25 protein-coding genes, 1 pseudogene and 1 riboswitch are annotated in these 20,899 nt (G+C 37.8%); of the genes and pseudogenes, 19 read left to right on the forward strand and 7 right to left on the reverse strand.

The annotated features are described in order from the left end of the window. Nucleotides 1-203 precede the first annotated feature (203 nt). The 5 genes from cshA to BLP77_RS08395 all read left to right on the forward strand — a co-directional run bounded on the left by cshA (nt 204) and on the right by BLP77_RS08395 (nt 4,132). On the forward strand, nt 204-1,691 hold the full coding sequence (gene cshA / locus BLP77_RS08375) for a degradosome RNA helicase CshA (protein WP_093856672.1): 1,488 nt from the start codon (nt 204-206) through the stop codon (nt 1,689-1,691). A gap of 22 nt (nt 1,692-1,713) precedes the next feature. Continuing rightward, nucleotides 1,714-1,866 (forward strand): YtzI protein, encoded by a 153-nt coding sequence (gene ytzI, locus BLP77_RS08380; RefSeq protein WP_093856673.1) that lies wholly within the window; start codon nt 1,714-1,716, stop codon nt 1,864-1,866. 205 nt (nt 1,867-2,071) lie between these two features. Beyond that, entirely contained in the window at nt 2,072-2,794 is a 723-nt protein-coding gene (locus BLP77_RS08385; RefSeq protein ID WP_093856674.1) for an SDR family NAD(P)-dependent oxidoreductase, read from the forward strand. Continuing rightward, a complete protein-coding gene (locus tag BLP77_RS08390; RefSeq protein ID WP_093856675.1) occupies nt 2,784-3,806 on the forward strand; it encodes an S-adenosylmethionine:tRNA ribosyltransferase-isomerase in 1,023 nt (340 codons plus the stop codon). The genes BLP77_RS08385 and BLP77_RS08390 overlap by 11 nt, the downstream gene beginning before the upstream one ends. Beyond that, a complete protein-coding gene (locus tag BLP77_RS08395; protein WP_093856676.1) occupies nt 3,803-4,132 on the forward strand; it encodes a VOC family protein in 330 nt (109 codons plus the stop codon). Before BLP77_RS08390 ends, BLP77_RS08395 begins: the two co-directional genes overlap by 4 nt. Before the next feature lie 36 nt (nt 4,133-4,168). Here BLP77_RS08395 and BLP77_RS08400 read toward each other — a convergent pair whose 3' ends face one another. After that, nucleotides 4,169-4,645, reverse strand: coding sequence for a thioredoxin family protein (locus tag BLP77_RS08400; protein WP_093856677.1), 477 nt, complete (start codon nt 4,643-4,645; stop codon nt 4,169-4,171). 1 nt (nt 4,646) lies between these two features. Further along, nucleotides 4,647-5,069: a disulfide oxidoreductase gene (locus BLP77_RS08405; protein ID WP_093856678.1), complete on the reverse strand. Its 423-nt coding sequence runs from the start codon at nt 5,067-5,069 to the stop codon at nt 4,647-4,649. A 157-nt stretch (nt 5,070-5,226) separates the two neighbouring features. Between BLP77_RS08405 and BLP77_RS08410 the strand changes: the two genes are divergently transcribed. The 4 genes from BLP77_RS08410 to arsC all read left to right on the forward strand — a co-directional run bounded on the left by BLP77_RS08410 (nt 5,227) and on the right by arsC (nt 8,185). Further along, complete coding sequence (locus tag BLP77_RS08410) at nt 5,227-6,000, forward strand: hypothetical protein (RefSeq protein ID WP_093856679.1); 774 nt, start codon at nt 5,227-5,229, stop codon at nt 5,998-6,000. 103 nt (nt 6,001-6,103) lie between these two features. Then, complete coding sequence (locus tag BLP77_RS08415; protein WP_245686834.1) at nt 6,104-6,448, forward strand: ArsR/SmtB family transcription factor; 345 nt, start codon at nt 6,104-6,106, stop codon at nt 6,446-6,448. Nucleotides 6,449-6,481: 33 nt separating this feature from the next. Next, nucleotides 6,482-7,756 (forward strand): arsenic transporter, encoded by a 1,275-nt coding sequence (locus BLP77_RS08420; RefSeq protein ID WP_093856736.1) that lies wholly within the window; start codon nt 6,482-6,484, stop codon nt 7,754-7,756. A gap of 18 nt (nt 7,757-7,774) precedes the next feature. After that, entirely contained in the window at nt 7,775-8,185 is a 411-nt protein-coding gene (gene arsC, locus BLP77_RS08425; RefSeq protein WP_093856681.1) for an arsenate reductase (thioredoxin), read from the forward strand. 65 nt (nt 8,186-8,250) lie between these two features. Here the strand turns inward: arsC and BLP77_RS08430 are convergent, their stop codons facing one another. Next, on the reverse strand, nt 8,251-8,874 hold the full coding sequence (locus BLP77_RS08430; protein ID WP_093856682.1) for a lysoplasmalogenase: 624 nt from the start codon (nt 8,872-8,874) through the stop codon (nt 8,251-8,253). Between the two features lie 183 nt (nt 8,875-9,057). Here BLP77_RS08430 and BLP77_RS08435 point away from each other — a divergent pair, with 183 nt between their 5' ends. After that, nucleotides 9,058-9,513, forward strand: a complete 456-nt coding sequence (locus BLP77_RS08435) for a DUF4269 domain-containing protein (RefSeq protein ID WP_245686839.1) — start codon at nt 9,058-9,060, stop codon at nt 9,511-9,513. A gap of 5 nt (nt 9,514-9,518) precedes the next feature. Next, nucleotides 9,519-10,208 (forward strand): class I SAM-dependent methyltransferase, encoded by a 690-nt coding sequence (locus tag BLP77_RS08440; protein WP_093856737.1) that lies wholly within the window; start codon nt 9,519-9,521, stop codon nt 10,206-10,208. 45 nt (nt 10,209-10,253) lie between these two features. Here the strand turns inward: BLP77_RS08440 and BLP77_RS08445 are convergent, their stop codons facing one another. Then, entirely contained in the window at nt 10,254-11,045 is a 792-nt protein-coding gene (locus tag BLP77_RS08445) for a SurA N-terminal domain-containing protein (RefSeq protein WP_093856683.1), read from the reverse strand. Nucleotides 11,046-11,300: 255 nt separating this feature from the next. Between BLP77_RS08445 and BLP77_RS08450 the strand changes: the two genes are divergently transcribed. The 3 genes from BLP77_RS08450 (at nt 11,301) to BLP77_RS08460 (ending at nt 12,552) form a co-directional block, all read left to right on the forward strand. Next, on the forward strand, nt 11,301-11,498 hold the full coding sequence (locus BLP77_RS08450) for a cold shock domain-containing protein (protein ID WP_093856684.1): 198 nt from the start codon (nt 11,301-11,303) through the stop codon (nt 11,496-11,498). An 80-nt stretch (nt 11,499-11,578) separates the two neighbouring features. Beyond that, complete coding sequence (locus tag BLP77_RS08455) at nt 11,579-12,022, forward strand: GNAT family N-acetyltransferase (RefSeq protein ID WP_093856685.1); 444 nt, start codon at nt 11,579-11,581, stop codon at nt 12,020-12,022. Nucleotides 12,023-12,135: 113 nt separating this feature from the next. After that, the gene (locus BLP77_RS08460) at nt 12,136-12,552 is read left to right on the forward strand and encodes an organic hydroperoxide resistance protein (protein WP_093856686.1); all 417 of its coding nucleotides are present in this window, start codon (nt 12,136-12,138) and stop codon (nt 12,550-12,552) included. A gap of 36 nt (nt 12,553-12,588) precedes the next feature. Here BLP77_RS08460 and BLP77_RS16030 read toward each other — a convergent pair. Then, nucleotides 12,589-12,867 (reverse strand): annotated as a pseudogene (locus BLP77_RS16030) (3D domain-containing protein); the annotation flags it as partial. A 596-nt stretch (nt 12,868-13,463) separates the two neighbouring features. Here BLP77_RS16030 and BLP77_RS08470 point away from each other — a divergent pair. Continuing rightward, nucleotides 13,464-14,036, forward strand: coding sequence for an NADPH-dependent FMN reductase (locus tag BLP77_RS08470; RefSeq protein WP_093856688.1), 573 nt, complete (start codon nt 13,464-13,466; stop codon nt 14,034-14,036). 566 nt (nt 14,037-14,602) lie between these two features. On the opposite strand, the gene BLP77_RS08475 is transcribed toward BLP77_RS08470, so the two are convergent. Together BLP77_RS08475 and BLP77_RS08480 are read right to left on the reverse strand one after the other, a co-directional pair. Further along, the gene (locus BLP77_RS08475) at nt 14,603-15,373 is read right to left on the reverse strand and encodes an enoyl-CoA hydratase (RefSeq protein ID WP_093856689.1); all 771 of its coding nucleotides are present in this window, start codon (nt 15,371-15,373) and stop codon (nt 14,603-14,605) included. A 9-nt stretch (nt 15,374-15,382) separates the two neighbouring features. After that, nucleotides 15,383-16,627, reverse strand: coding sequence for a helix-turn-helix domain-containing protein (locus BLP77_RS08480; protein WP_093856690.1), 1,245 nt, complete (start codon nt 16,625-16,627; stop codon nt 15,383-15,385). Nucleotides 16,628-16,758: 131 nt separating this feature from the next. Further along, a riboswitch (cobalamin riboswitch) is annotated at nt 16,759-16,942 on the forward strand. A 125-nt stretch (nt 16,943-17,067) separates the two neighbouring features. Between BLP77_RS08480 and BLP77_RS08485 the strand changes: the two genes are divergently transcribed. The 4 genes from BLP77_RS08485 (at nt 17,068) to BLP77_RS08500 (ending at nt 20,816) form a co-directional block, all read left to right on the forward strand. Further along, complete coding sequence (locus BLP77_RS08485; RefSeq protein ID WP_093856691.1) at nt 17,068-18,084, forward strand: ABC transporter substrate-binding protein; 1,017 nt, start codon at nt 17,068-17,070, stop codon at nt 18,082-18,084. 15 nt (nt 18,085-18,099) lie between these two features. Then, entirely contained in the window at nt 18,100-19,143 is a 1,044-nt protein-coding gene (locus tag BLP77_RS08490; protein ID WP_093856692.1) for a FecCD family ABC transporter permease, read from the forward strand. A gap of 15 nt (nt 19,144-19,158) precedes the next feature. Next, on the forward strand, nt 19,159-19,923 hold the full coding sequence (locus BLP77_RS08495; protein WP_093856693.1) for an ABC transporter ATP-binding protein: 765 nt from the start codon (nt 19,159-19,161) through the stop codon (nt 19,921-19,923). Between the two features lie 71 nt (nt 19,924-19,994). After that, nucleotides 19,995-20,816 carry a DUF368 domain-containing protein gene (locus BLP77_RS08500; protein WP_093856694.1) on the forward strand — a complete coding sequence of 274 codons (822 nt, stop codon included), beginning with the start codon at nt 19,995-19,997 and terminating at the stop codon, nt 20,814-20,816. Nucleotides 20,817-20,899: the final 83 nt, after the last annotated feature.

Consider the following 20,899-nt stretch of genomic DNA (forward strand, 5'->3'; position numbering starts at 1 on the left):
TTCCTGAAACAGTTATACTGAATTGTCTTAGGAAAAGTTCGGTCATTCTTATCGCTTAGTTAAATTTGGATAAAATCATAGTGAACATGGAAAGCTAAGCCATAGTATTAAACTTCGTCTCCAGCCCCACGCTTGGAGGCTGAGTGAAGACGAGTTTTTCGATTATAAGATAAAATTTTCATATATATTTAGGAGGAGCAAGATTGACATCATTTAAAGATTTTCAGATCGGTGAAGATATTATCAAATCTTTATCGAATATGGGGTTTGAAAACCCAACCCCCATTCAAGAAAAAGCGATTCCCGTTGCCTTAGAGGGACGGGATATGATTGGACAAGCTCAAACAGGTACGGGTAAAACAACGGCTTTTGGGGTACCGATGATTGATAAGATAACATTGGATCAGTCAAAAGTACAGGGTCTGGTCATCGCACCGACACGCGAATTAGCCATTCAAGTAGGTGAAGAATTAAATCGAATCGGCCAGCACAAAAGGGTTCGAACAGTTCCGGTTTATGGTGGCCAAGATATTCAAAGGCAGATTAAAGCTTTGAAAAAACACCCACAGATTGTGGTCGCGACGCCAGGGCGTTTATTAGACCACATTCGTCGACGTACGATTCGACTAGATGAAATTCAAACCGTTGTTTTAGATGAAGCGGATGAAATGTTAAATATGGGATTCATTGAGGATATTGAGGCGATTTTAGCTGAAATCCCGTCTGAATACCAAACATTACTTTTTTCAGCGACGATGCCACAACGTATTCAACGTTTAGCCGAGCGTTTTATGGATCAACCGGAAGTTATTCGAATAAAAGCGAAGCAGTTAACCGTTGAAAATATCGAGCAATTTTATTTAGAAGTCAAAGAACCCCAAAAATTTGATGTTCTTTGTAAATTATTAGATATTGAATCACCTGATTTAGCCATTATTTTTGGACGGACAAAGAAACGTGTCGATGAATTAACGGAAGGGCTATTAAAACGTGGTTATTCTGCTGAGGGAATACACGGTGATATTACGCAAAACAAACGTGAGCGTGCGATTAAACGATTTAAGAATCAAACAACCGACATCTTAGTGGCAACGGATGTAGCAGCACGTGGTTTAGATATTTCAGGTGTGACACACGTTTATAATTTTGACTTACCTCAAGACCCTGAAAGCTATGTTCACCGTATTGGCCGTACGGGTCGTGCTGGTAATAAAGGCCAAGCCGTTACCTTTGTCGTTCCGCGTGAGTTTGAACATTTAAAAAACATTGAGGAACTAACGAAACACAAGATGACGCGCAAACAGATTCCTTCTTACGATGATGTGCTCGAAGGTATCCAAAAAGCGACACGTGATGATTTACTGAATGCCTTAGAGGATCAAGATTTCCAGAAGTATAAACGTGTAGCGGAAAATCTATTGGATGAGTATCATTCGGTTGATGTGGTTGCTGCTGCTTTAAAGCTATTAGCTAAAGAGCCAGACCGTACACCAGTAAAACTTTCAGCCGTGTCACCTTTACGTGTGAAGAAAGTGCGACAAGGAAAAGGTGGCGGGAACCGCAAGCGACATAATAACAGACGTGGTGGCGGCCAGAACCGTAACCGTGGCGGTGGTCGTCGACGTGATGATCGACGCCCTAACAACAGAGGGAATAGAGGAAACCGCAAACGTAGAAACCCGAATCAATAAATAGTCATGATGGGGGATGAATATGCTTAAAGTATTAATATTGTCCATAGTAATTATTATCGCGGTATTAGCACTATCCGTTTTTGCTATTTCGAAAGGTTATGCCTATGAGCATAAGATTGATCCGTTACCAGATGACTCGAAGTTAGATGATAAAGAAGAAAAGAATAGTTAGTTTGCAAACTCTGCTCTCGTAGCAGAGTTTTTCTTTAATTATGGGCGTTTTAGGAAGTCGTCTACTTGTTAAATCTTCAGTCTCTACTCCAAAAGTCGTATACATATTTCTATCTTTTTACGGATAAAACTTACACAAAATCTCCGATGTATTGGTGTGTTGTTCATTATACGATAAAGGCAACACATGAAAAGGAGATTATTAAATGAATAGAAAAATTGTAATTACTGGAGGAACGAAAGGTTTAGGAAAAGCTCTAGCCTTAGCTTTTGCAAAAGAGGGAGATGCCATTGCCATATGCGCACGGAATGAAGCGGGGCTTAACGATATGAAAATATTGCTGCATGAGTTAGGAGCGCATGTTCTAGCTATTCAGGCTGATGTTGCAAATGAAGTTGATGTCGAGAGGTTTGTTTCCAGTGTAGAAGCCAAATGGGGTCATATTGATATTCTAATTAATAATGCCTCGATTTACGGATCCGGTCCGACCTTATTGGCGGATTATCCGATTAATCAATTTAAAGAAGTCATGGATGTTAATGTGATGAATCCACTTCTTATGACGCAAAGAGTGTTACCGGGAATGTTACAGCGTGATAAGGGATTAATTGTTAATATCACTTCTGAAGCGGGTCATCATGGTTATCCTGGCTGGGGTGCTTATGGTGTATCTAAATTTGGTCTCGAAGGTTTGACTGAAATTTGGGCAGCTGAATTAAAGGAATCTAATATAAATGTCCACATGATTGATCCAGGTGAAATGGATACTGCCATGCACGATTTGGCTGTTCCGGATTGTGATTATGAGTTAGCAGATCCAAACGATGTTGCCAAAGCAATTGTGTATTTAGCTTCAGAATCCAAACAGTTTAACGATATTCGATTAACCGCTGAAGAACTCTTGGAGGTATCTCAACATGGCTCTTAAAACATTCGAGATACCGAAAGATCTAAACGCTTCTCTTCCAGCAGAGTACCGAAATGGTTCTCGCGATCAGGTAAAAATGATGGTAACTGAAGCAGGGGAAACGACCTTCACGTCATTCAAAAATTTATCTGACTATGTACAACCGGGTGATGTTTTGATTTTTAACAATACACGAACCATACCTGCGAGTCTAAAAGTTGAGTGGAAAGATAAAATAATAGAAATTCGTCTCTCTCAGCAAATCGATAACTTGATTTGGGAAGGGATTGTATTAAAAGAGAATGTGAATATTGGTGATAGACTTATAGTGTCATCAAACCTTACGTTCGCAGTCATGGGTCAAGGAAGTGAAGCGCCGTTATTACAGTTAGAAAGTGGTTTGAACACCCAGGAGACCATCATGGAAATTCTCTCGGTTGGCGAGCCGATTCGATATGATTATATTTATCAACCTTTTCCAATCAACACATATCAAACGGTTTATGGATCGGTTCCAGGTTCGATGGAAATGCCATCTGCGGGTCGAGCGTTTACATGGCAAATCATCAACACGTTAAAAGAAAAGGGTGCTAAGGTTGGCTTTGTTCAACTCTTTACAGGCCTAAGCTATTATGAAAAAGACCGTTGGCCGAATCCCTCTAATCACCCTGAACGCTTCTGTGTATCAAAAGAGGTTGCGGATTTGGTCAATCAAGCAAAACGAAAAGGGAATCGAGTCATCGCTGTTGGAACCACAGTCGTTCGAGCTCTTGAATCAGCCGGGAAGCTGGGTGATGTGGTTGAGAAGAATAATGAATATACCGATCTTTATGTTAATGAACGTTATGAACGAAAAGTGGTCGATAGTTTACTGACGGGCTTGCACGAGCCTGAGGCGAGCCATTTAGATATGTTGACATCTTGGCTATCAAAAGATGAAATCACAGCTTTGTATCATGAGGCCATTGAACGACAGTTTTTGTGGCATGAGTTTGGTGACCTGCATTTAATTTTAGGTGATGACCCATCATGAACATTCATCATATAGGTTTTGAGGTTGAAAATTTACAACAAGCGGTTGAATTCTTTGAAAAGCAGTGTCAGATGAATATTATTAATACACTAAAATGGAATAGTGAACAGATCGTTTTTTTAAGGTCCAAAAGTGGAATGGTGATTGAATTAACAGAGGGTCATAACTTTGATACGCACATCGCTTATGAAAATATAAATCTGACCGATTGGATTAAACACACGAAGAACAGTATAGACGGTCCTTATCAAGTCCTAGATGGTGAAACAGTCTTTGTTCATAATCATCAACACCCTTGGTATGAGATATGTTCATTTAAAATTTAAAAAACCGGGCGCCTAATTAAGGCGTCCGGTTTGAATTTAATTTAAAGCGTTTTGATTAAAGAAAGTCTCAAATTCGTCCATTGTTTCGCGATCACCAACAATACGATCGACTTCTTCGCCGTCTTCGAAATGAATAAGGGTAGGTGTTGCTTCAATATGGTAGTCATTCCAACCGTCTTCAAACTCTAACAGGTTGTATTGCTTCACGTCCACACCCATTTCATCAGCTAATGGCATGAGTCGAGGTGTTAGGTTTCGGCAGTGTGAACACTCAGGACTGAAGAAATAAACCGTGACATCTTCTCCAGCATCTAATTTTTCTTGCAATTCATCAGGTAAAATGATGTTTTGATAATGCTCGTTATCTAATAACTCAGCTGTTGATGAATTAAGTGACTCCTTACCATATGGGTTATCACCGCCTACAGTTTCAGTTTGTGCCAAATTGGTTAAAATGGCTACAGCGATAAACAGGACAATTATTGTCGCTCCAAATATGATCAACTTTTTCATATTATTCCTCCTTCATTCGTTTCCAAACGATAATTGACGTGATCAAAATGATTAAAAATGCTGTTCCTGCTAGAAATGGAATGGAGATAAATCCGAACCGATCAATATAAGCACCTGTGCAGGATACCCGTCCACATGCAGGGGATGCTTCCGCTAAAGCCTCAATTCTTTGAATCAAGTAATGATAGCTTGAAATAAGAAAACCGATTATGGAAAATACCGTTGTATGATAGACGGTTTTAGGGTCTTTAATCGCAATACCAATAAGTAAGATAATAACCATTGGATACATGAAAATACGCTGAATCCAACAAAGCTTACACGGTTCGTATAACTTGATTTCTGAGAAGTAAAGTGAACCTAATGTGGCAACAAAGGCCACGATCCAAGCAAAAAGCATTAAATTTTCGTTCTTCTTGTCCATCCATTTCACCTACAATAATATCAGACATTTGTGAAGATTATAGCTTACTAAAAAAGATTATAGTACTTATTCTACTAGAAAGAAAAACATACGAATTATTATTTTTTAAAATTTTTATGACTTAATGTATACTTGTTGTCGACAGGAGGTTGTCATAATGACATTTACACAAAAAATTATGAGTAAATATGCGGCATCATTTGCAGCATTTTTTGGTTTAGTATTGGTTTACTTCTTATTATCAAACATGCACATTCCTGATACTTATAATCTGGTGATAAGTCCTTTGAACTGGACTATCTATGGTGTGTATTTAATTATTGCTTCTTATATTATTGACCGGATTTTACATAAATTTAATACAAGCCGAAAATGGAGCTATATTAATGCATACATATTAGCTGGTGTTTTTATATGGGTTGTCTTATTTATTCCCGTTTTAATGAATTCTTTTTCAGGTTATATTTATGTCGTCTTGTATGGAAGCATGTTTACGGTCTTTCCGTTTATCGGATATTATTTAATCGAAAATGCCATCCGCCAGTCTTGGGGACGAATCATTATAGTTGGTTTCCCGGCTTTAATTATACTCGTCTCGTTTCTAATCATTAACCCAACTATTAAATCAGGATTTACAAGTGATTACAGTGATCAAACATACACAGCCGAGTTTGAACAATTAAATGGTACTGAGGAAATCAACATCCCTGTTGAAGAAGGGAAAACATATGATATTGATATCATGTGGAGCATCCCAAGTGAATCGGGTTATGGTATGCGTGTCAATCCAAATTTAGAAGAACTTGGTGATATGAAGCAAAAATCGGATTGGATTTATCAATTTGAAGCAAAAGCGAATGGAACACTAGATTTAATTTACTATGGCCATAATATCGAAGGGTCGCTTACAGTCGAATGGACTGAATTATAAATAAATCACGCGTTTTCCCTACGCGTGATTTTATATTTGCAAAATATAATTAAATCATTATATTATAATATAAGCATATGATTATATGAGGTGATTCATGTACATGGAAAAGACATATTTAAGTATTGAAGAGTTATCAACAGTTTTAAAGTTACTAGGCGACCGTACAAGACTAGACATTATGCGTTATGTTTCAGTTGATGAATGTTGTGTGTGCGAGTTAGTTGAGTTGTTAAATTTATCACAACCATCTATTAGTCAACATTTACGGAAATTAAAGGATGCTCGACTAGTCAACGAAAAACGTAAGGGAAATTGGGTGTTTTATTCAAAGAATATGAATCACCCAGCATCTGAAATCATCAACGGAATTTTAGGGCATTTACCAGACGGGAAAAAAGAAATAGAAGAGTTATCGAATCAGAATATGCGTATTATTTGTGATTAGAGAGGGAGTTTCGACTTGGACATTACTGTAGCTATGATCATATTTTTGGCCACACTCACACTTGTCATATGGCAACCGAAAAACTTAGGGATCGGATGGACCGCTTGTGGAGGGGCATTACTAGCTCTATTATTCGGTGTTGTCACATTTGGCGATGTCATTGCCGTAACAGATTTGGTCTGGAATGCAACACTTGCATTTGTTGCTATTATTTTAATTTCTTTAATTTTAGACGAAATTGGATTTTTCGAATGGGCTGCCCTACATATGGCGCGTTTAGCGAATGGCAGTGGCCTTAAGATGTTTATATTGGTGACGTTATTAGGCGCAGCCGTAGCGGCGTTATTCGCGAACGATGGTGCAGCGCTTATTTTGACTCCGATTGTATTATCGATGGTTAGAGCGTTGAATTTTAAAGAGGCGATGATTCTGCCATTTATTATGGCGAGTGGTTTTATTGCCGATACAACCTCATTGCCTCTTATTATTAGTAATCTAGTTAATATAGTTTCCGCGGACTTTTTTGGAATTGGGTTTACGGAATATTTAATTCGGATGATTATTCCCAATCTGTTTTCGATCGTTTCTAGTATCACCGTTCTTTATATGTTTTTTAGAAAATCGTTACCAAAGGATTATGATTTAGCATATTTAAAAAAGCCACATGAAGCGATAAAAGACCATAAGATGTTCCGTCTATCCTGGGTTGTTTTGGCGATTTTATTAATTGGTTATTTTGTTAGTGAGTTTATTGAAGTACCGGTTTCTATTGTGGCTGGTATTATTGCAATTTTCTTTTTATGGATGGCTAAACGAAGTCCGGCTGTTCCGACGATGGATGTGGTGAAAGGGGCACCGTGGGATATTGTCTTTTTCTCAATCGGTATGTATGTCGTCGTTTATGGGTTAAGAAATGTTGGTTTAACTGACTTACTGGCTCAGGTATTGGATGCAGCGGCTGATCAAGGCTTATTTATCGCGACGATTTCTATGGGTTATATCGCAGCTGTTTTATCATCCATTATGAATAATATGCCGACAGTCATGATTGACGCTATTGCCATTACGAATACAAATACAACAGGCACTATTCGAGAAGCGATGATCTATGCTAACGTCATTGGAAGTGATTTAGGACCAAAAATAACCCCAATTGGTTCTTTAGCAACACTGTTATGGTTACATGTGTTATCGAAAAAAGGGATTCATATTTCATGGGGATACTACTTTAAAGTTGGGATTATCCTAACCATCCCCGTGTTATTCTTTACTTTGTTAGGATTATATATTTCGATACTACTAATATAATAAAGCGAGGGATTGATAGTGGCAGAAAAACCGATTTTATACTTTATATGCACAGGAAATTCATGCCGTAGTCAGATGGCAGAAGGCTTTGGAAAAGAAGTATTAGGTGACAACTGGGATGTCCGAAGTGCAGGTATTGAAGCACATGGCTTAAACCCTAAAGCGGTTGAAATGATGGACGAGGTTGGGGTTGATATTTCAAATCAAGAGTCCTCAACCATTGATCTTGATGCTCTAAACAGGGCAGAATTAGTCATTACTTTGTGCGGCGATGCACGCGACAATTGCCCGACATTACCGCCAAATGTGCAATCTGAACATTGGGGATTAGTTGACCCAGCGAAAGCCGAAGGAACAGAAGCAGAAGTCAATCAAGTCTTTCGCGACGTCCGTGATGACATTAAAAGTAGAATAAAAGAGTTGAAGTAGACCGCTAAATGGCGGTCTGTTTTCACTTTTAAGAGGTTTTAATGATGTTATTGATGGTCACCATCCTAAAAATCTTTTAAACTTTTTGCGATTAAATATTGCGCTCCGTAGTAAAACAGCATAACGAGTACACTAGCATAGGGGATCTCAACAACGAACATATTCCAAGCTAGAATGGCATCTGAAATTAAAAAAAGTATAGCACCTATAGCAGCGAAAAGATTCCGAGTCATAATTGCTGTCCACACCATAAATGAGATGACCATGATGTATAATATAATTGGCATGATTAACGATTGCTTCCCGCTATTTACAATCGATGTGATTAAGCCATGACCGATAATATAACTGAAGAGGATGATCGGTACTATCGATGTTGCTCGCATGAATGATGAGCACCATTGTGTCATAAATGCCACTACATAACATAAATGGCCGATAAGAAATGCTGTTAAACCAATCGTGAAATGATGGAGTGTGACATCGCCAACAGCACCAAAAACGAGTCCAATAATGATTAAGTAATGGATTAGGTGCCGACTTTTAGGCATGTTCAATATAGCGTAAAGAATTATAAAAGCTATAGGTAGAACTTTTAAAAAGAGCTCAAACTCAAAAGACGTACTTGGACGAAAGAAAATATAGAATAATGCTGTTAGGATGATAGCAATCGTTAATAAATTTTTCATACGAACACTCCCCTTTTCATTTATATATTCAAAACATTTATTTAACATTACGGAGGATTTAAAATGTATAAACAGGTTATCGCTTATGAACGAGAAGAGGTGGATGACTTTGTTAGATATTAAAGATTTACAATATGGAGACGATATTCAACGACAGCGCTTGAAGCGATAACAGAACTCCATATTTTAGAGGATTTATCGGAGTATCAACCAACGTTATGTGGGACGGTTCCGCTTGGGATTAATATAGAAGGATCGGACTTAGATATGGTGATAGAGGTTCATGATTTCGATGAGTTTGAACAAAAACTAACACGCCTTTATAGTCGGGAAGAAGGGTTTAGAGTTAAACGTTTTACTGTTCGCGGTGTCTCGACTATTAAAGCGAATTTTTATTTTAGGGGTTTTGAATTTGAATTGTTTGGTCAACCACAACCTATTCATAAACAATATGCTTATCTACATATGGTGATTGAAGACAGCATTTTAAAGCAACGGCCAGAGTTAAAAGAGAAAATATATGATTTAAAAACGAAAGGCTATAAGACTGAACCTGCCTTTTGTAAGCTTTTAGAATTAAGTGGTGATCCATACGAAGCTTTATTAGATTATGGAGTTAAAAATAAACTTTTAAGGTGATGATTGTGGTGAAATCTAATTGGCATTCAGACGCAAGGGAAAAGTGGAATGAGCGTGCCTCTTTTTGGCATGCTAATAGCCAAGAAATGTGGGATAACGGCAGTCGTAAATCGATTGTTCCTTTTTTCAAAAAGCATGTTCCGGACGAATCTAAGGTATTGGATTTAGGATGTGGCGATGGATATGGCTCTTATAAGCTTTGGCGTGAAGGCTATGACGTTAAAGGAGTTGATTTGTCTGATGAGATGGTTCGATTATGTCAACAACGTCAAACGGATGACATGGAGCGGCTTCAATTTTTACAGGCGGATATGCTTGATCTTCCGTTTAATGAGAATGAATTTGATGCTCTAATGGCAATTAATGCGTTGGAGTGGGCTGAGGTTCCAATCCAAGCTTTAGAAGAATTGATCAGAGTTATCAAACCTGGTGGGTTTATGTGTATCGGGGTGTTAGGTCCGACAGCAGCACCACGTGTCAATAGCTACCAACGGTTATATGGCGAAAATGTGATTATGAATACGATGATGCCTTGGGAGTTTACAAAGATTGTTGAAGAGCAAGAGCTAGAGGTTCTTGATCAGGAATACGTCTTTAAACGCGGTGTAGATGAAAAGCATATAAGTTCATTACCTGTAGAACTGCGTCAAGCCTTAACCTTTATAACAGTTTTTATGATTAAGAAATCACTCTGAGCCAAAGTAAAAAAGCTGCCGATTAAGGTCGGCAGCTTTCCAATGTTAAATTAATATCTCGACATCATTGTCTTCACGTAATTGATCGAGTAATTGTTGTGTTTGTTCGCCTTCTTTTTGAGTTTTAACTTGTTGTTCTAATTGTCCGCGCATATCTTCAAGTGATTGTGGTTCCTGATCAGCTTGTTCTAGTTGTGCTGTATAATTGTCATAAGCCTCTTGAATTTCTTCATCAGAAACAGTTACTTCTTCAGTGTTCTGATCTAGATATTTTTCTGTTGTAAGTTGAGTACGTATGTCATTTCTAACTTCTTCCTCGGTTGTACCGGCTTGTTCAAATATTTGTGAAACATCGTCTGTCTGATTTTGTTCTTTAAGTTGACTAATCATATTATCGTATTCTGTATTAATTTCCTCTTCGGTTGGTTCAATTCCTGCCTCTTCAGCAGATTGTAAGACAAGCTCTGTGTTAATTAATTGATCTAAAGCTTGTTGTTGAATTTGTTCTGCGCTTTGTTGCATGCCGAACATTTGATAACGTTGTTTAACGAATGTTTCATTTTGTAATAGTTCACCATTTGTAATTTCTTCACCGTTGACGGTTGCAACAACTTCATCCTCAGGAAGATCTGCTGTTAAACTTTCTTGTCCATTGGCCGATTCTTCTCCTGTATTTTCACCATCTTCACTTTGCTCATCGTTGTTTTGCTCTTCTTGGCCTTGCTCTTCCTGATTTTGTTCTTGGTTATCACCTTCGTCTTCTTCACCATTATCTGTACAAGCAGCCAAGATAGCTGTTAACATCACAATTAAACTTGCTAATAAAATCTTCTTCATTATTCATACACACCCTTTGATGAAAATTAGTTTCGAGTATGAATTGTAGCACACTAATACCAAACAGGACAAGCTATAACATGTATTGAAATTAAATTGTAATATTTATAAAATCACTTGCTTTTTTTAATTGAAAAGAGTAAAGTAAGAATGTACGAAGTAATTGAGATCGATGTTTACTGATTGACCTCTTTTAAGGAAGTCTAAGTAACAAGATTCAATTGTTTTGTAGTAATTTAAAAGGAGGTCATTCAGATGACAGGTACAGTTAAATGGTTTAACGCTGAAAAAGGTTTTGGTTTTATCGAACGTCCAGACGGAGATGACGTATTCGTTCATTTCTCAGCTATCCAAGCAGAGGGTTTCAAAACTTTAGCTGAAGGTCAAACAGTTGAGTTCGAAATCGTTGAAGGCGATCGCGGACCACAGGCAGCTAATGTTGTCGCTCAATAATAATTGAATGCTTACTATAAAAACGTGCGTAAATCTCATTTACGTGCGTTTTTTTCATATCTTGAGGAAGGGTGTTCAGCATGAATTGGGAGAACAAATCTTTTTATGAATTAAGTAACGATGAGCTTTATGATATTTTGAAGCTTCGTGTTGATGTTTTTGTCGTGGAACAAAATTGTCCATACCCTGAAATTGATGATTTCGACCGAGAAGCACGGCACTTTTTTTACCAAAAAGATGGACAAATCTTGGCTTACTGTCGGATGATTCCACCAGGTGTTAAATTTAAAGAAGCTTCCATTGGACGCGTCATTACACATCCGAGTGAAAGACGTACTGGGATTGGGTCGTTAATGCTACAGGAAGCCATGGATTTTATCGATGAAAACTGGGAAAATTGTGATGTTAAAATCGAAGCTCAAGCTCACTTACAAGCGTTTTATAGTCAATGTGGTTTTGAGACGATTTCTGATGAATTTTTAGAAGATGGTATCCCACATGTTGAAATGTTGTATTCCATATGATTTTAAGCAAGTACATATGAAAAAACAATCTTAATTGGTAAAATAATGAATGAAGGACAAGTTATTAGGGTAAGCAGATAATAGGATTAACCATTTTAAGGAGTGTGAATTCTATGAGTAAACTATTTACAACTAAAGCAACGGCACAAGGTGGTCGTGGTGGCCATGTCAAATCTGATGATGGCATCATCGATCTCGATGTAGTCATGCCTACGGAAAATACGGATAAGGAAGGGACAAACCCTGAACAACTATTTGCAGCCGCGTATTCAGCTTGCTTCGATGGGGCATTAAACTTAGTCGCACAAAATAACAATAAGGATATTGATTCGACTACAATAGCAGAAGTAAGCTTTATGAAGGACGAATCAGATGGTGGCTTTAAGATTGATGTGAAGCTCATTTCCGAAATGAGTGGCGTTTCTCAAGAAGAGGCAGATAATCTAATTAAGGAAGCTCACAAAGTTTGCCCATATTCTAAGGCAACAAGAGATAATGTCAACGTCGAATTAGAAGCAAAAGCGAAGTAAGCGTAAAAACTCCGAGGAGCATCCCCTCGGAGTTTTTTAATCTAATATTTTAACTCTGACTTGGCGTACCCCATAGCGCAGGGCCTCCTTTTTAGTAGGCATAAAAATATCAATCCGTTTACCTTTGATTGCCCCGCCAATATCAGCAGCAGTTGCTGTCCCGAAGCCTTCCACCCAAACTTTAGATCCAAGTGGAATCACATCGGGATCAACGGCAATAACATTTTTATCGGGATTATTACGCAAGTCGATACCTGTATACGTCGTTCCACTACAGCCATCACAGTAAGCAGTATAAGCGGTAGCGGTCACATACATCGTTTCTCCCTCATTCGTTTCACTGACTTGTTGAATGCCGTTCTGTTCTTCAGTATATGAATTAGTTTGGGCCTGTCCAGTTTTAGGCTCCATGAACGTTAATTTTTCTTTATAATCTAGTTGACTCTTAGATGTTGAAAGAAATTGCACAAGATGCTTTTCTTCACCTGTATTTTCATCGATTGTTTTCGTAGCTGCCATAGATGGAGAACAAAACATCATTAGTATGAAACAGATACTGATCATACTAAATAGAAGTTTATTCATTGATTACCCTCCATAGTAGATTTCGTTCTTTGGTAGTGGTAAAAAAGGATTAGAACTCTTTTTACCCTCATGTAGTATATCAGCTAAAAATCACAAGTCAATTACAATGCATGAACACAGATATAACATTTATGTTACATTTGTACGATAAATGATTTAGGAAAAAATTCATCTTGCAAAAACGCCATAATTCAGGTATTAAGCATTCCGGTTGACGGCAAGACGTTCTATCGTTTTACAATAATGAATAGTGTACGCACGATTTATTGGTAGACACAATAAAGTGATATTAGATGCAGTATTGATCCAGGAGGGAGTAATCTGCTTTGAAGATTTTATTAATAAATGGCACCATTGTTGGAGAGAAAACTAAGGTGCTATTAAATGAAGCTAAAAAGCATTTGATTGAATATATACCTGAAAATGAAATTCAAACGATTCATTTAGAAGATTATCAAATGGAATTTGCCAATGGTCGTCTAAAAAGTGAATATAATGAGGATACGTCGCGGTTAATAGATGAAATGGAATCGGCCGACGGTTATATTGTAGCGACGCCCGTTTTTCAGGGGTCTATTCCTGGGGTGTTGAAGAACTTATTTGATCTGATTTCTCCAAAAGCTATGCGTTATAAGCCAATTGCAATTATGGCTAATGGTGGTACGTTTCAACATCACTTAGCTGTCGTTAATCAATTAAAACCGATATTAGACTATTTCCGTAGCTTGATGACGCCTAATTATGTTTATACACATACGAACCATTTTTCACATACAAATGAGATTATTGATGAAGATGTCATCATGCGAATTAAAGAACTAACCCGAGTTCTTTATAAATATTTAGATATCAGCCATGACATTTTAGACGGTTATGATTTTAATCATTCTAATTTATAAATTCACAAACTGTTAATGATAGCTATTGCTTTGAAGTAAAGTTGTACCGTTTATTAAAAGTTGCACCATTTACCCCTTTGGCCCTTTAGATTCCTTATTGTCAAGAGGAGCTTTTTATGGTAACACAAAAACGTAAAGGTCTTAGGTCTTATTCTATTAAAGATGTGTACATTCATAAAATTCGTGGTATAATATATGTAGAAAGATCATAAAATAATAAAGACCGCCCATGTTGTTACATGGGGCGGCCGCAATAGACCGAACCCCATCAAGAGGGGCTAGGCAGCTTTTAGGTAAAATAATCCCTCAGCGCCTGCTAGAACGCATAATGAGGGGTTGTTTTTTATGGTTATTATCAGAAACGATAAACGCTACTAACATCCCGAAGGATATCTTGAGCGTTAGTGTACTAACAATGTCCATAGGCAAGCACCTCCCTCCTCAGGAAGTCTCCCAACGAAGACTAGCGGAAGATCAACAGTGCTACCCAGCCCCTTATCCGAAGCCAGTCTATTGTCAATATTGAATCATAGTTTGGTAAGGTAAAGTAAAACTTTTAATTCTAGTTATTTGCCTTTAAAGTTTGGTTCTCTCTTATCTAAAAATGCTTGAATACCTTCTTCATGGTCATGGGTTTGACGCATTTTTGATTGTCCTTTTGTCTCTAGATCGAGGACTTCTTCCAATAATGGTAATTGTTTATAATTTAGAATTCGCTTCGTTTCAATCATAGCTTGTAAAGGTAAGTGTTGTAATTTGACTAGATGTTCCTCCAAATCTTCTTTGAGCTCATCAGTCGTAACATCAATAAGACCGATTGCTTCGGCTTCTTGTGCCATCATCGTTTGTCCTTCCCAAATGGCTTGTTTAGCCTTAACAGTTCCGAGACGTTGTTCCATATAGAAATGCCCGCCACCATCAGGAATAAGTCCAATACCAATAAAGTTCATCGCTATTTTAGCATCCTCTTGCGCGACTACATAGTCAGCAGCTAAAGCTAGACTTAGCCCTAAACCAGCCGCGGCTCCATTAATAGCTGCAATAGTTACTTTCGGTAAGGCATAAAATGTAGTACTAACTTTTTTAATAATTTCCATCACACGTTTAAAACCTTCTGGGTCATCGGATTGAAGCATCGTTTTCATATCCCCGCCAGCGGAAAAAGCTCTTCCAGCCCCTGTTAATACAACGATTTTAGATTCATCCTGTTCAACCTGTTGTAATATTTCAGCTAATTCTTCAAGTAACTGTTCGTCCATTGCATTTAACTGGTCTGGTCGATTTAAGGTAATAGTTGTTACAGGTCCTTTTTGCTTAACTTGAACGGTTTCTCCCATTTCATCACCTCATTGAATCATTATATTGGCTAACTTCTTATAGTATTCACTAGCCTGTTTATAATCTCCTTTCTTGCTATAAATTTCTGCAAGTAATTCATTTAATTCTTTAATAAAATGGTTTTCGCCAATCGTATGATAATAGGGCAGAATGACATTTTTAGCCTTGTTTAAAAATTCTTCATCATGGGTTTGGTTATGGATTTGGTGACGAAGAATGTAATAACGATAACGAAGCTTAACAATATTATCGCTTTTAAGAATCTCTTCACCCCGTTTGATATATTTCAATGCTTTATCTTTATCGCCTTGTAAGTAATGAATTTTTGCGATCACATAAATAGAATAGAGAATATCATATACTTTTTCATGATTTTCTAGTGCTTCGTGTAAACAAGCTAATGCTTTCTCGTATTCTTCTTTTCGAAAGTGAAGAATACCTAAGTTATGAGTCGCTCGTGATCGGACTTTAGGTGATCTTCCCATTGGTTTGGATTGTAGCACTTGATTAAAATAATTTTCCGAAATATCATAAGCACCTAAATTCAAATAGTTAATGCCAAGTAAGTGATAGCAATCTGTTACGTGATTGTAGAGAAGGTCGTTGGCGAATTGTTCTAAGGCCATACCACAATAGTAGTTTGAATATACAGGTTGTCGCATTCCCATATATGACAAGGCTAATAGGTAGTATAGTTCTGGGTCATGTATACTCTGTGAATCTAAGATTTCTTTAGCTTTATGAAAATATTGATTAGCTAATTTAGAGTTGGTATGGCAGCTATAGTAAAAGCCAATAACCTTATAAAAATAGTAAAGCTTTCTTCCTGAAAACGTACCTTCTAAAGTAAGAAGATCTTGAATGTCAATGTTGTACCTTTTGGATGGTTCTTTCGAAATTAAGTAATAAAAGTAATTCAGTTGAAAGTAATTTTGAGTGTCGGAATGATGAAAAGGTGTAATAACTTCCTTAAGTTCATTAACAATTTTTTTGGCTTCGTCTAACTGTTTGTCATTAATTTTTTGGTTTAATTCATCTATACGATGATCAATGGCGACTTCATCATAAGAGGTCAGCTTCTCATAGTCCATGTTTAGGCGATTGAGAAGCAATTTGATGGTGTCTAAATTAGGTTCAATGACTCCGCTTTCAATTTTACTTAAGTAGGAAACCGAACATAAGCCATTGGCTAGTTCTTTTTGGGTTAATCCTTGCTTGGTACGATAATATTGTATGATGGCTCCTAAATCCATGAGTATCACCTTAACTTTCCTTCTACATCAAATTTTACCATTATTTTGTTGATTATTATAGACTGGAAAAATATTAAATTTGTGATAATTGACTTCATTACAATTTAAGATTAATATGAAATTATCAAAAAAATATGTCGAAGCAATAAGGTGTAAACATTTTGGTGTTTGCTTAAAAGGGAAGTTCGGTGCGAATCCGACGCGGTCCCGCCACTGTATATGGGTAGCGACTAATCAACCACTGTCTGAATGGATGGGAAGGGATTAGAAGCGATTATCCTAAGCCAGGAGACCTGCCTTGTTGTTTAGTTCGTTTTCCTTCGGGTTAAAAGGAAAGGCTATGATAGATTTGTGGTCGTAGATTGGCAATATGCCTTCGTTTTCTTAATCCTTAGGAAACGAGGGCATTTTTATTTTATAACAAGAAAGGGAGTTTAGAGATGCAGAAAAAATTTTGGTCAAAATGGTTAATCGTTTTAGTTATGTTACTTGCTGTCGGGTTAGCAGCATGTCAAGGGGATTCCACAGGTGAAGAGACAAATGACCAGGATCAAACCGAGGAATCAGGAGAAGAACAAGGAGACGATAACAGCAGTCAGGAAGAAGAACCATCTGATGAATCATCAAGTGATGGATTTGAAGCTGTAACGTTAACGGATAAATCAGGTACAGAAGTAACCATTGAAGAACTACCTGAACGTATCGTATCAGTTATTCCTAGTGCAACAGAAACAGTATTTACCGTAGGTGCGGGTGAACAAGTCGTAGGTGTTTCGGATAACGCCAATTATCCAGAAGACGTTCAAGACATCGAAAGAGTAGGCGGATTACAACTCAATATTGAAAAAATTGTATCGCTCGAACCAGATTTAGTCGTAGCTGATGTCAATAATGGTGAGGATATCAACGCACTACGCCAGGCAGGCTTAAACGTACTTGTTTTAGGTGCACAAAATTTAGAGGCGGTTTATGAAGATATTAAGCTAGTTGGTCAAGCGACAGGTCATGTAGATCAGGCCGATGAAATTATTAGCGGAATGAAGGCTGATGTTGAAGAGGTACAAGAAGTCGTTAGTGGTTTGAGTGAAGATGAGAAGAAAAAAGTGTGGATTGAGGTTGGTCCAGAACTGTTTTCTGGCGGTGAAGGATCATTTATAGATGAGATGATTGATTTAGCAGGCGGCATTAATATTATTGGCGACCAAGAGGGTTGGCCACAGGTTAGTGAAGAGATTGTATTAGAAAAAGACCCAGATGTCATTATTACAACATACGGATACTATATCGATAATTCAGTTGAACAGGTATTAGCTCGTGAAAATTGGCAAAATGTCACAGCGGTTAAAGAAGAACAAGTTTATGATTTACACAGTGATATGTTAACACGTCCTGGGCCGCGTTTAACTGAAGGGCTTAAGACGCTGGCTAAAACCTTCTATCCAGACCACTTTGAGTAAAAGGAAGTCACAATGATGAACAGTAAACATCATAAATTATGGTTGTGGTTGCCTATTTTTTTATTAATATTAATGGCTACCATGAGTTTTTCTGTCACATTAGGAGCTGCCAATATTAATTGGCAGCTTGTTTGGCAAATAATCTTTTCAAAAATACCTTGGTTAAGCGATTGGGTGGATGTGACCTGGAGTGACTCAGCGGAAACAATCGTATGGGATATCCGTATGCCCCGAGTGTTATTGGGTGCGCTTGTTGGTGCAGCTTTGGCATTAGCAGGAGCTATTTATCAAGGTGTGTTACGTAACCCTCTTGCTGATCCGTTTATTTTAGGCGTTTCATCAGGTGCTTCTTTTGGTGCATCTCTTGTGATGGTTTTTGGATGGCAACTCATGTTGCTAGGCCGTTTCACACTTCCGGCTGTTGCATTTGTTTCAGGATTTGTCAGTTTACTCATTGTTTATTTTTTATCGCGGGTTAATCATAAAGTGCGTTTGGAAACGATTATATTAGCCGGGGTTGTCGTGCAGTCTTTTGTTGGGGCTTGTTTATCTCTTGTTTTGTCCTTATCAAACGAACAGCTTCAGACGATTGTTTTTTGGATGATGGGTAGCTTAGCATTAACGGATTGGAGCTATAACCAAATTATTTTTCCAATTATTTTAATGGTTGGCGTGCTATCACTGTTTTTTGTCAAAGAGCTTAATATGTTAGGACTAGGTGAAGAAGTCGCCCATCATAGTGGAGTGTCCGTCCAACGTACTAGGTTTGTATTGTTAGTCTTAGCATCAATTATAACTGGAGCGGCCGTGTCTGTTTCCGGCGCGATTGGTTTTGTCGGCTTAGTCGTTCCGCATATTATTCGATTACTATTTGGCGCTGATTACCGTGTCATTTTGCCACTATCAATAGTCGGCGGTGCGATTTTCCTTGTCGGAGCCGATGCGTTTTCGAGAACAATTTTAGCGCCACGTGAAATTCCTTTAGGGGTCATTACCGCCTTTTTAGGGGCTCCGTTTTTTGGGTATTTACTGCGTCGAGCTAAGCGGGGCTATTTTTAGGAGGAGGAGTCAACAGTGCTAGATTTACAGAACGTCAGTAAATCAATTGAGGGTAAAACAATCGTGAATGATATTACCTTTTCTGTCCAAAAAGGTAGCTGCGTTGGCTTGATTGGGCCTAATGGTGCTGGTAAATCAACGTTGGTTAAACTCGTTTCAGCCTTAGAAAAACCTTCAGGTGGTAGCATTCAGTTTATCGGAAAAGATGTTCAAGATTGGACTGTTAAAAAGTTAGCGCGACACATCGCTGTCTTAACTCAGGGAGGATTAGATCCTTATCCTATAACGGTTTTCGATGCTGTGTTAATGGGACGCTATCCGCACTTAGGATTTTTTGAGCGGGAAAGTAAAAGCGATTACGGTCAAGTTGATGAAGTTCTTAACATTACAGGCTTAACCGATTTTCGTGATCAAATGCTTGATACATTAAGTGGCGGTGAAAAACAGCGTGTGGCCATTGCTAAGGCGATGGTCCAGCAGCCACAATTACTTTTACTTGATGAACCGACGACCTTTCTTGATATTGGACACCAAAAACATATTTTAAAGTTAGTAAAAGATTGGCAAAAACGTGATGGCTTAACGGTCATGATGGTGCTTCATGATTTGAATTTGGCTGCCCAATTCTGCGATGAGTTAGTTTTAATGGATGAGGGCCAGATTGTTAACATTGGTACTAGTCGTGATATCATCACCTCAGAAACGCTTGAAAAAGTGTATCATACGAACCCTGAGATTATACAGCATCCAACATTAAATATTCCCCAAATTTTATTATAAATTTTTATTCGTAATTCAAGGCTTGTTTAGTATAATGGGTAGTAGAAAAATTAATGAAATGGGGAAGCTGCATGATTGAATGGAGAAATTTATATCGAGGCATGATTATGGGGGCCAGTGATATTGTTCCGGGTGTCAGTGGTGGAACAATTGCTGTTGTCTTAGGCATATATGAACGGTTTATTGAAGCAATCAATGGCGTTTTTACAAAGGAATGGAAAAGACATTTCGCATTTTTGATTCCTTTAGGTGTCGGTGTCGTTTTCGCCATGTGGTTACTAGCTGGTGCGATTAATTGGGCATTTGAATACTACCCAAATCAAGTTCAATTTTTATTTTTAGGATTAATTGCCGGTGTTATACCACTATTGGTAAGGAAATCAGAATATAAGCAGACCTTTGGGGGCACGCATTATATTTTATTTATCTTAGCTACATTGTTTGTTGCATCCATGGCTTTCTTTAGTGAAGGCTCTGATACAAGTGCTATGACTTCATTTGATGCCAAAACATATATTCTACTGTTTTTTTCAGGTTGGTTAGCTAGTTCGGCTATGATCTTACCCGGCATTAGTGGGTCGTTCTTATTATTATTGGTTGGTATGTATCCGACATTTACTTATGCGATCGAAGAATTGGTAATCGATGCTCTAATTCCATTAGGGTTAGGTATCGCACTTGGACTAATTATTATGAGTAAAATACTAACTTACTTGTTTCATCGCTTCTATTATCAAACCTATGCCCTAATCATTGGACTTGTTATCGGCTCGCTTGTAGTAATTTTCCCGGGCTTCGAGAGCGAATCCATGCGAAATGTGTTGAGTGCAATTGCGTTTATCCTTGGACTACTCGTAGCATATGGTTTAGGCAAAATTGAACATAAGGAGTAAATGAAACCCTTCCAGCATTTTGTTGGAAGGGTTAATTTAATTACGTTGGAATTCTATTTCCGAACATCGATTATTCTAATAAT

Origin of the sequence: Tenuibacillus multivorans (assembly GCF_900103915.1) — a bacterium.
GTDB classification, from domain to species: Bacteria; Bacillota; Bacilli; order Bacillales; family Alkalibacillaceae; genus Tenuibacillus; species Tenuibacillus multivorans.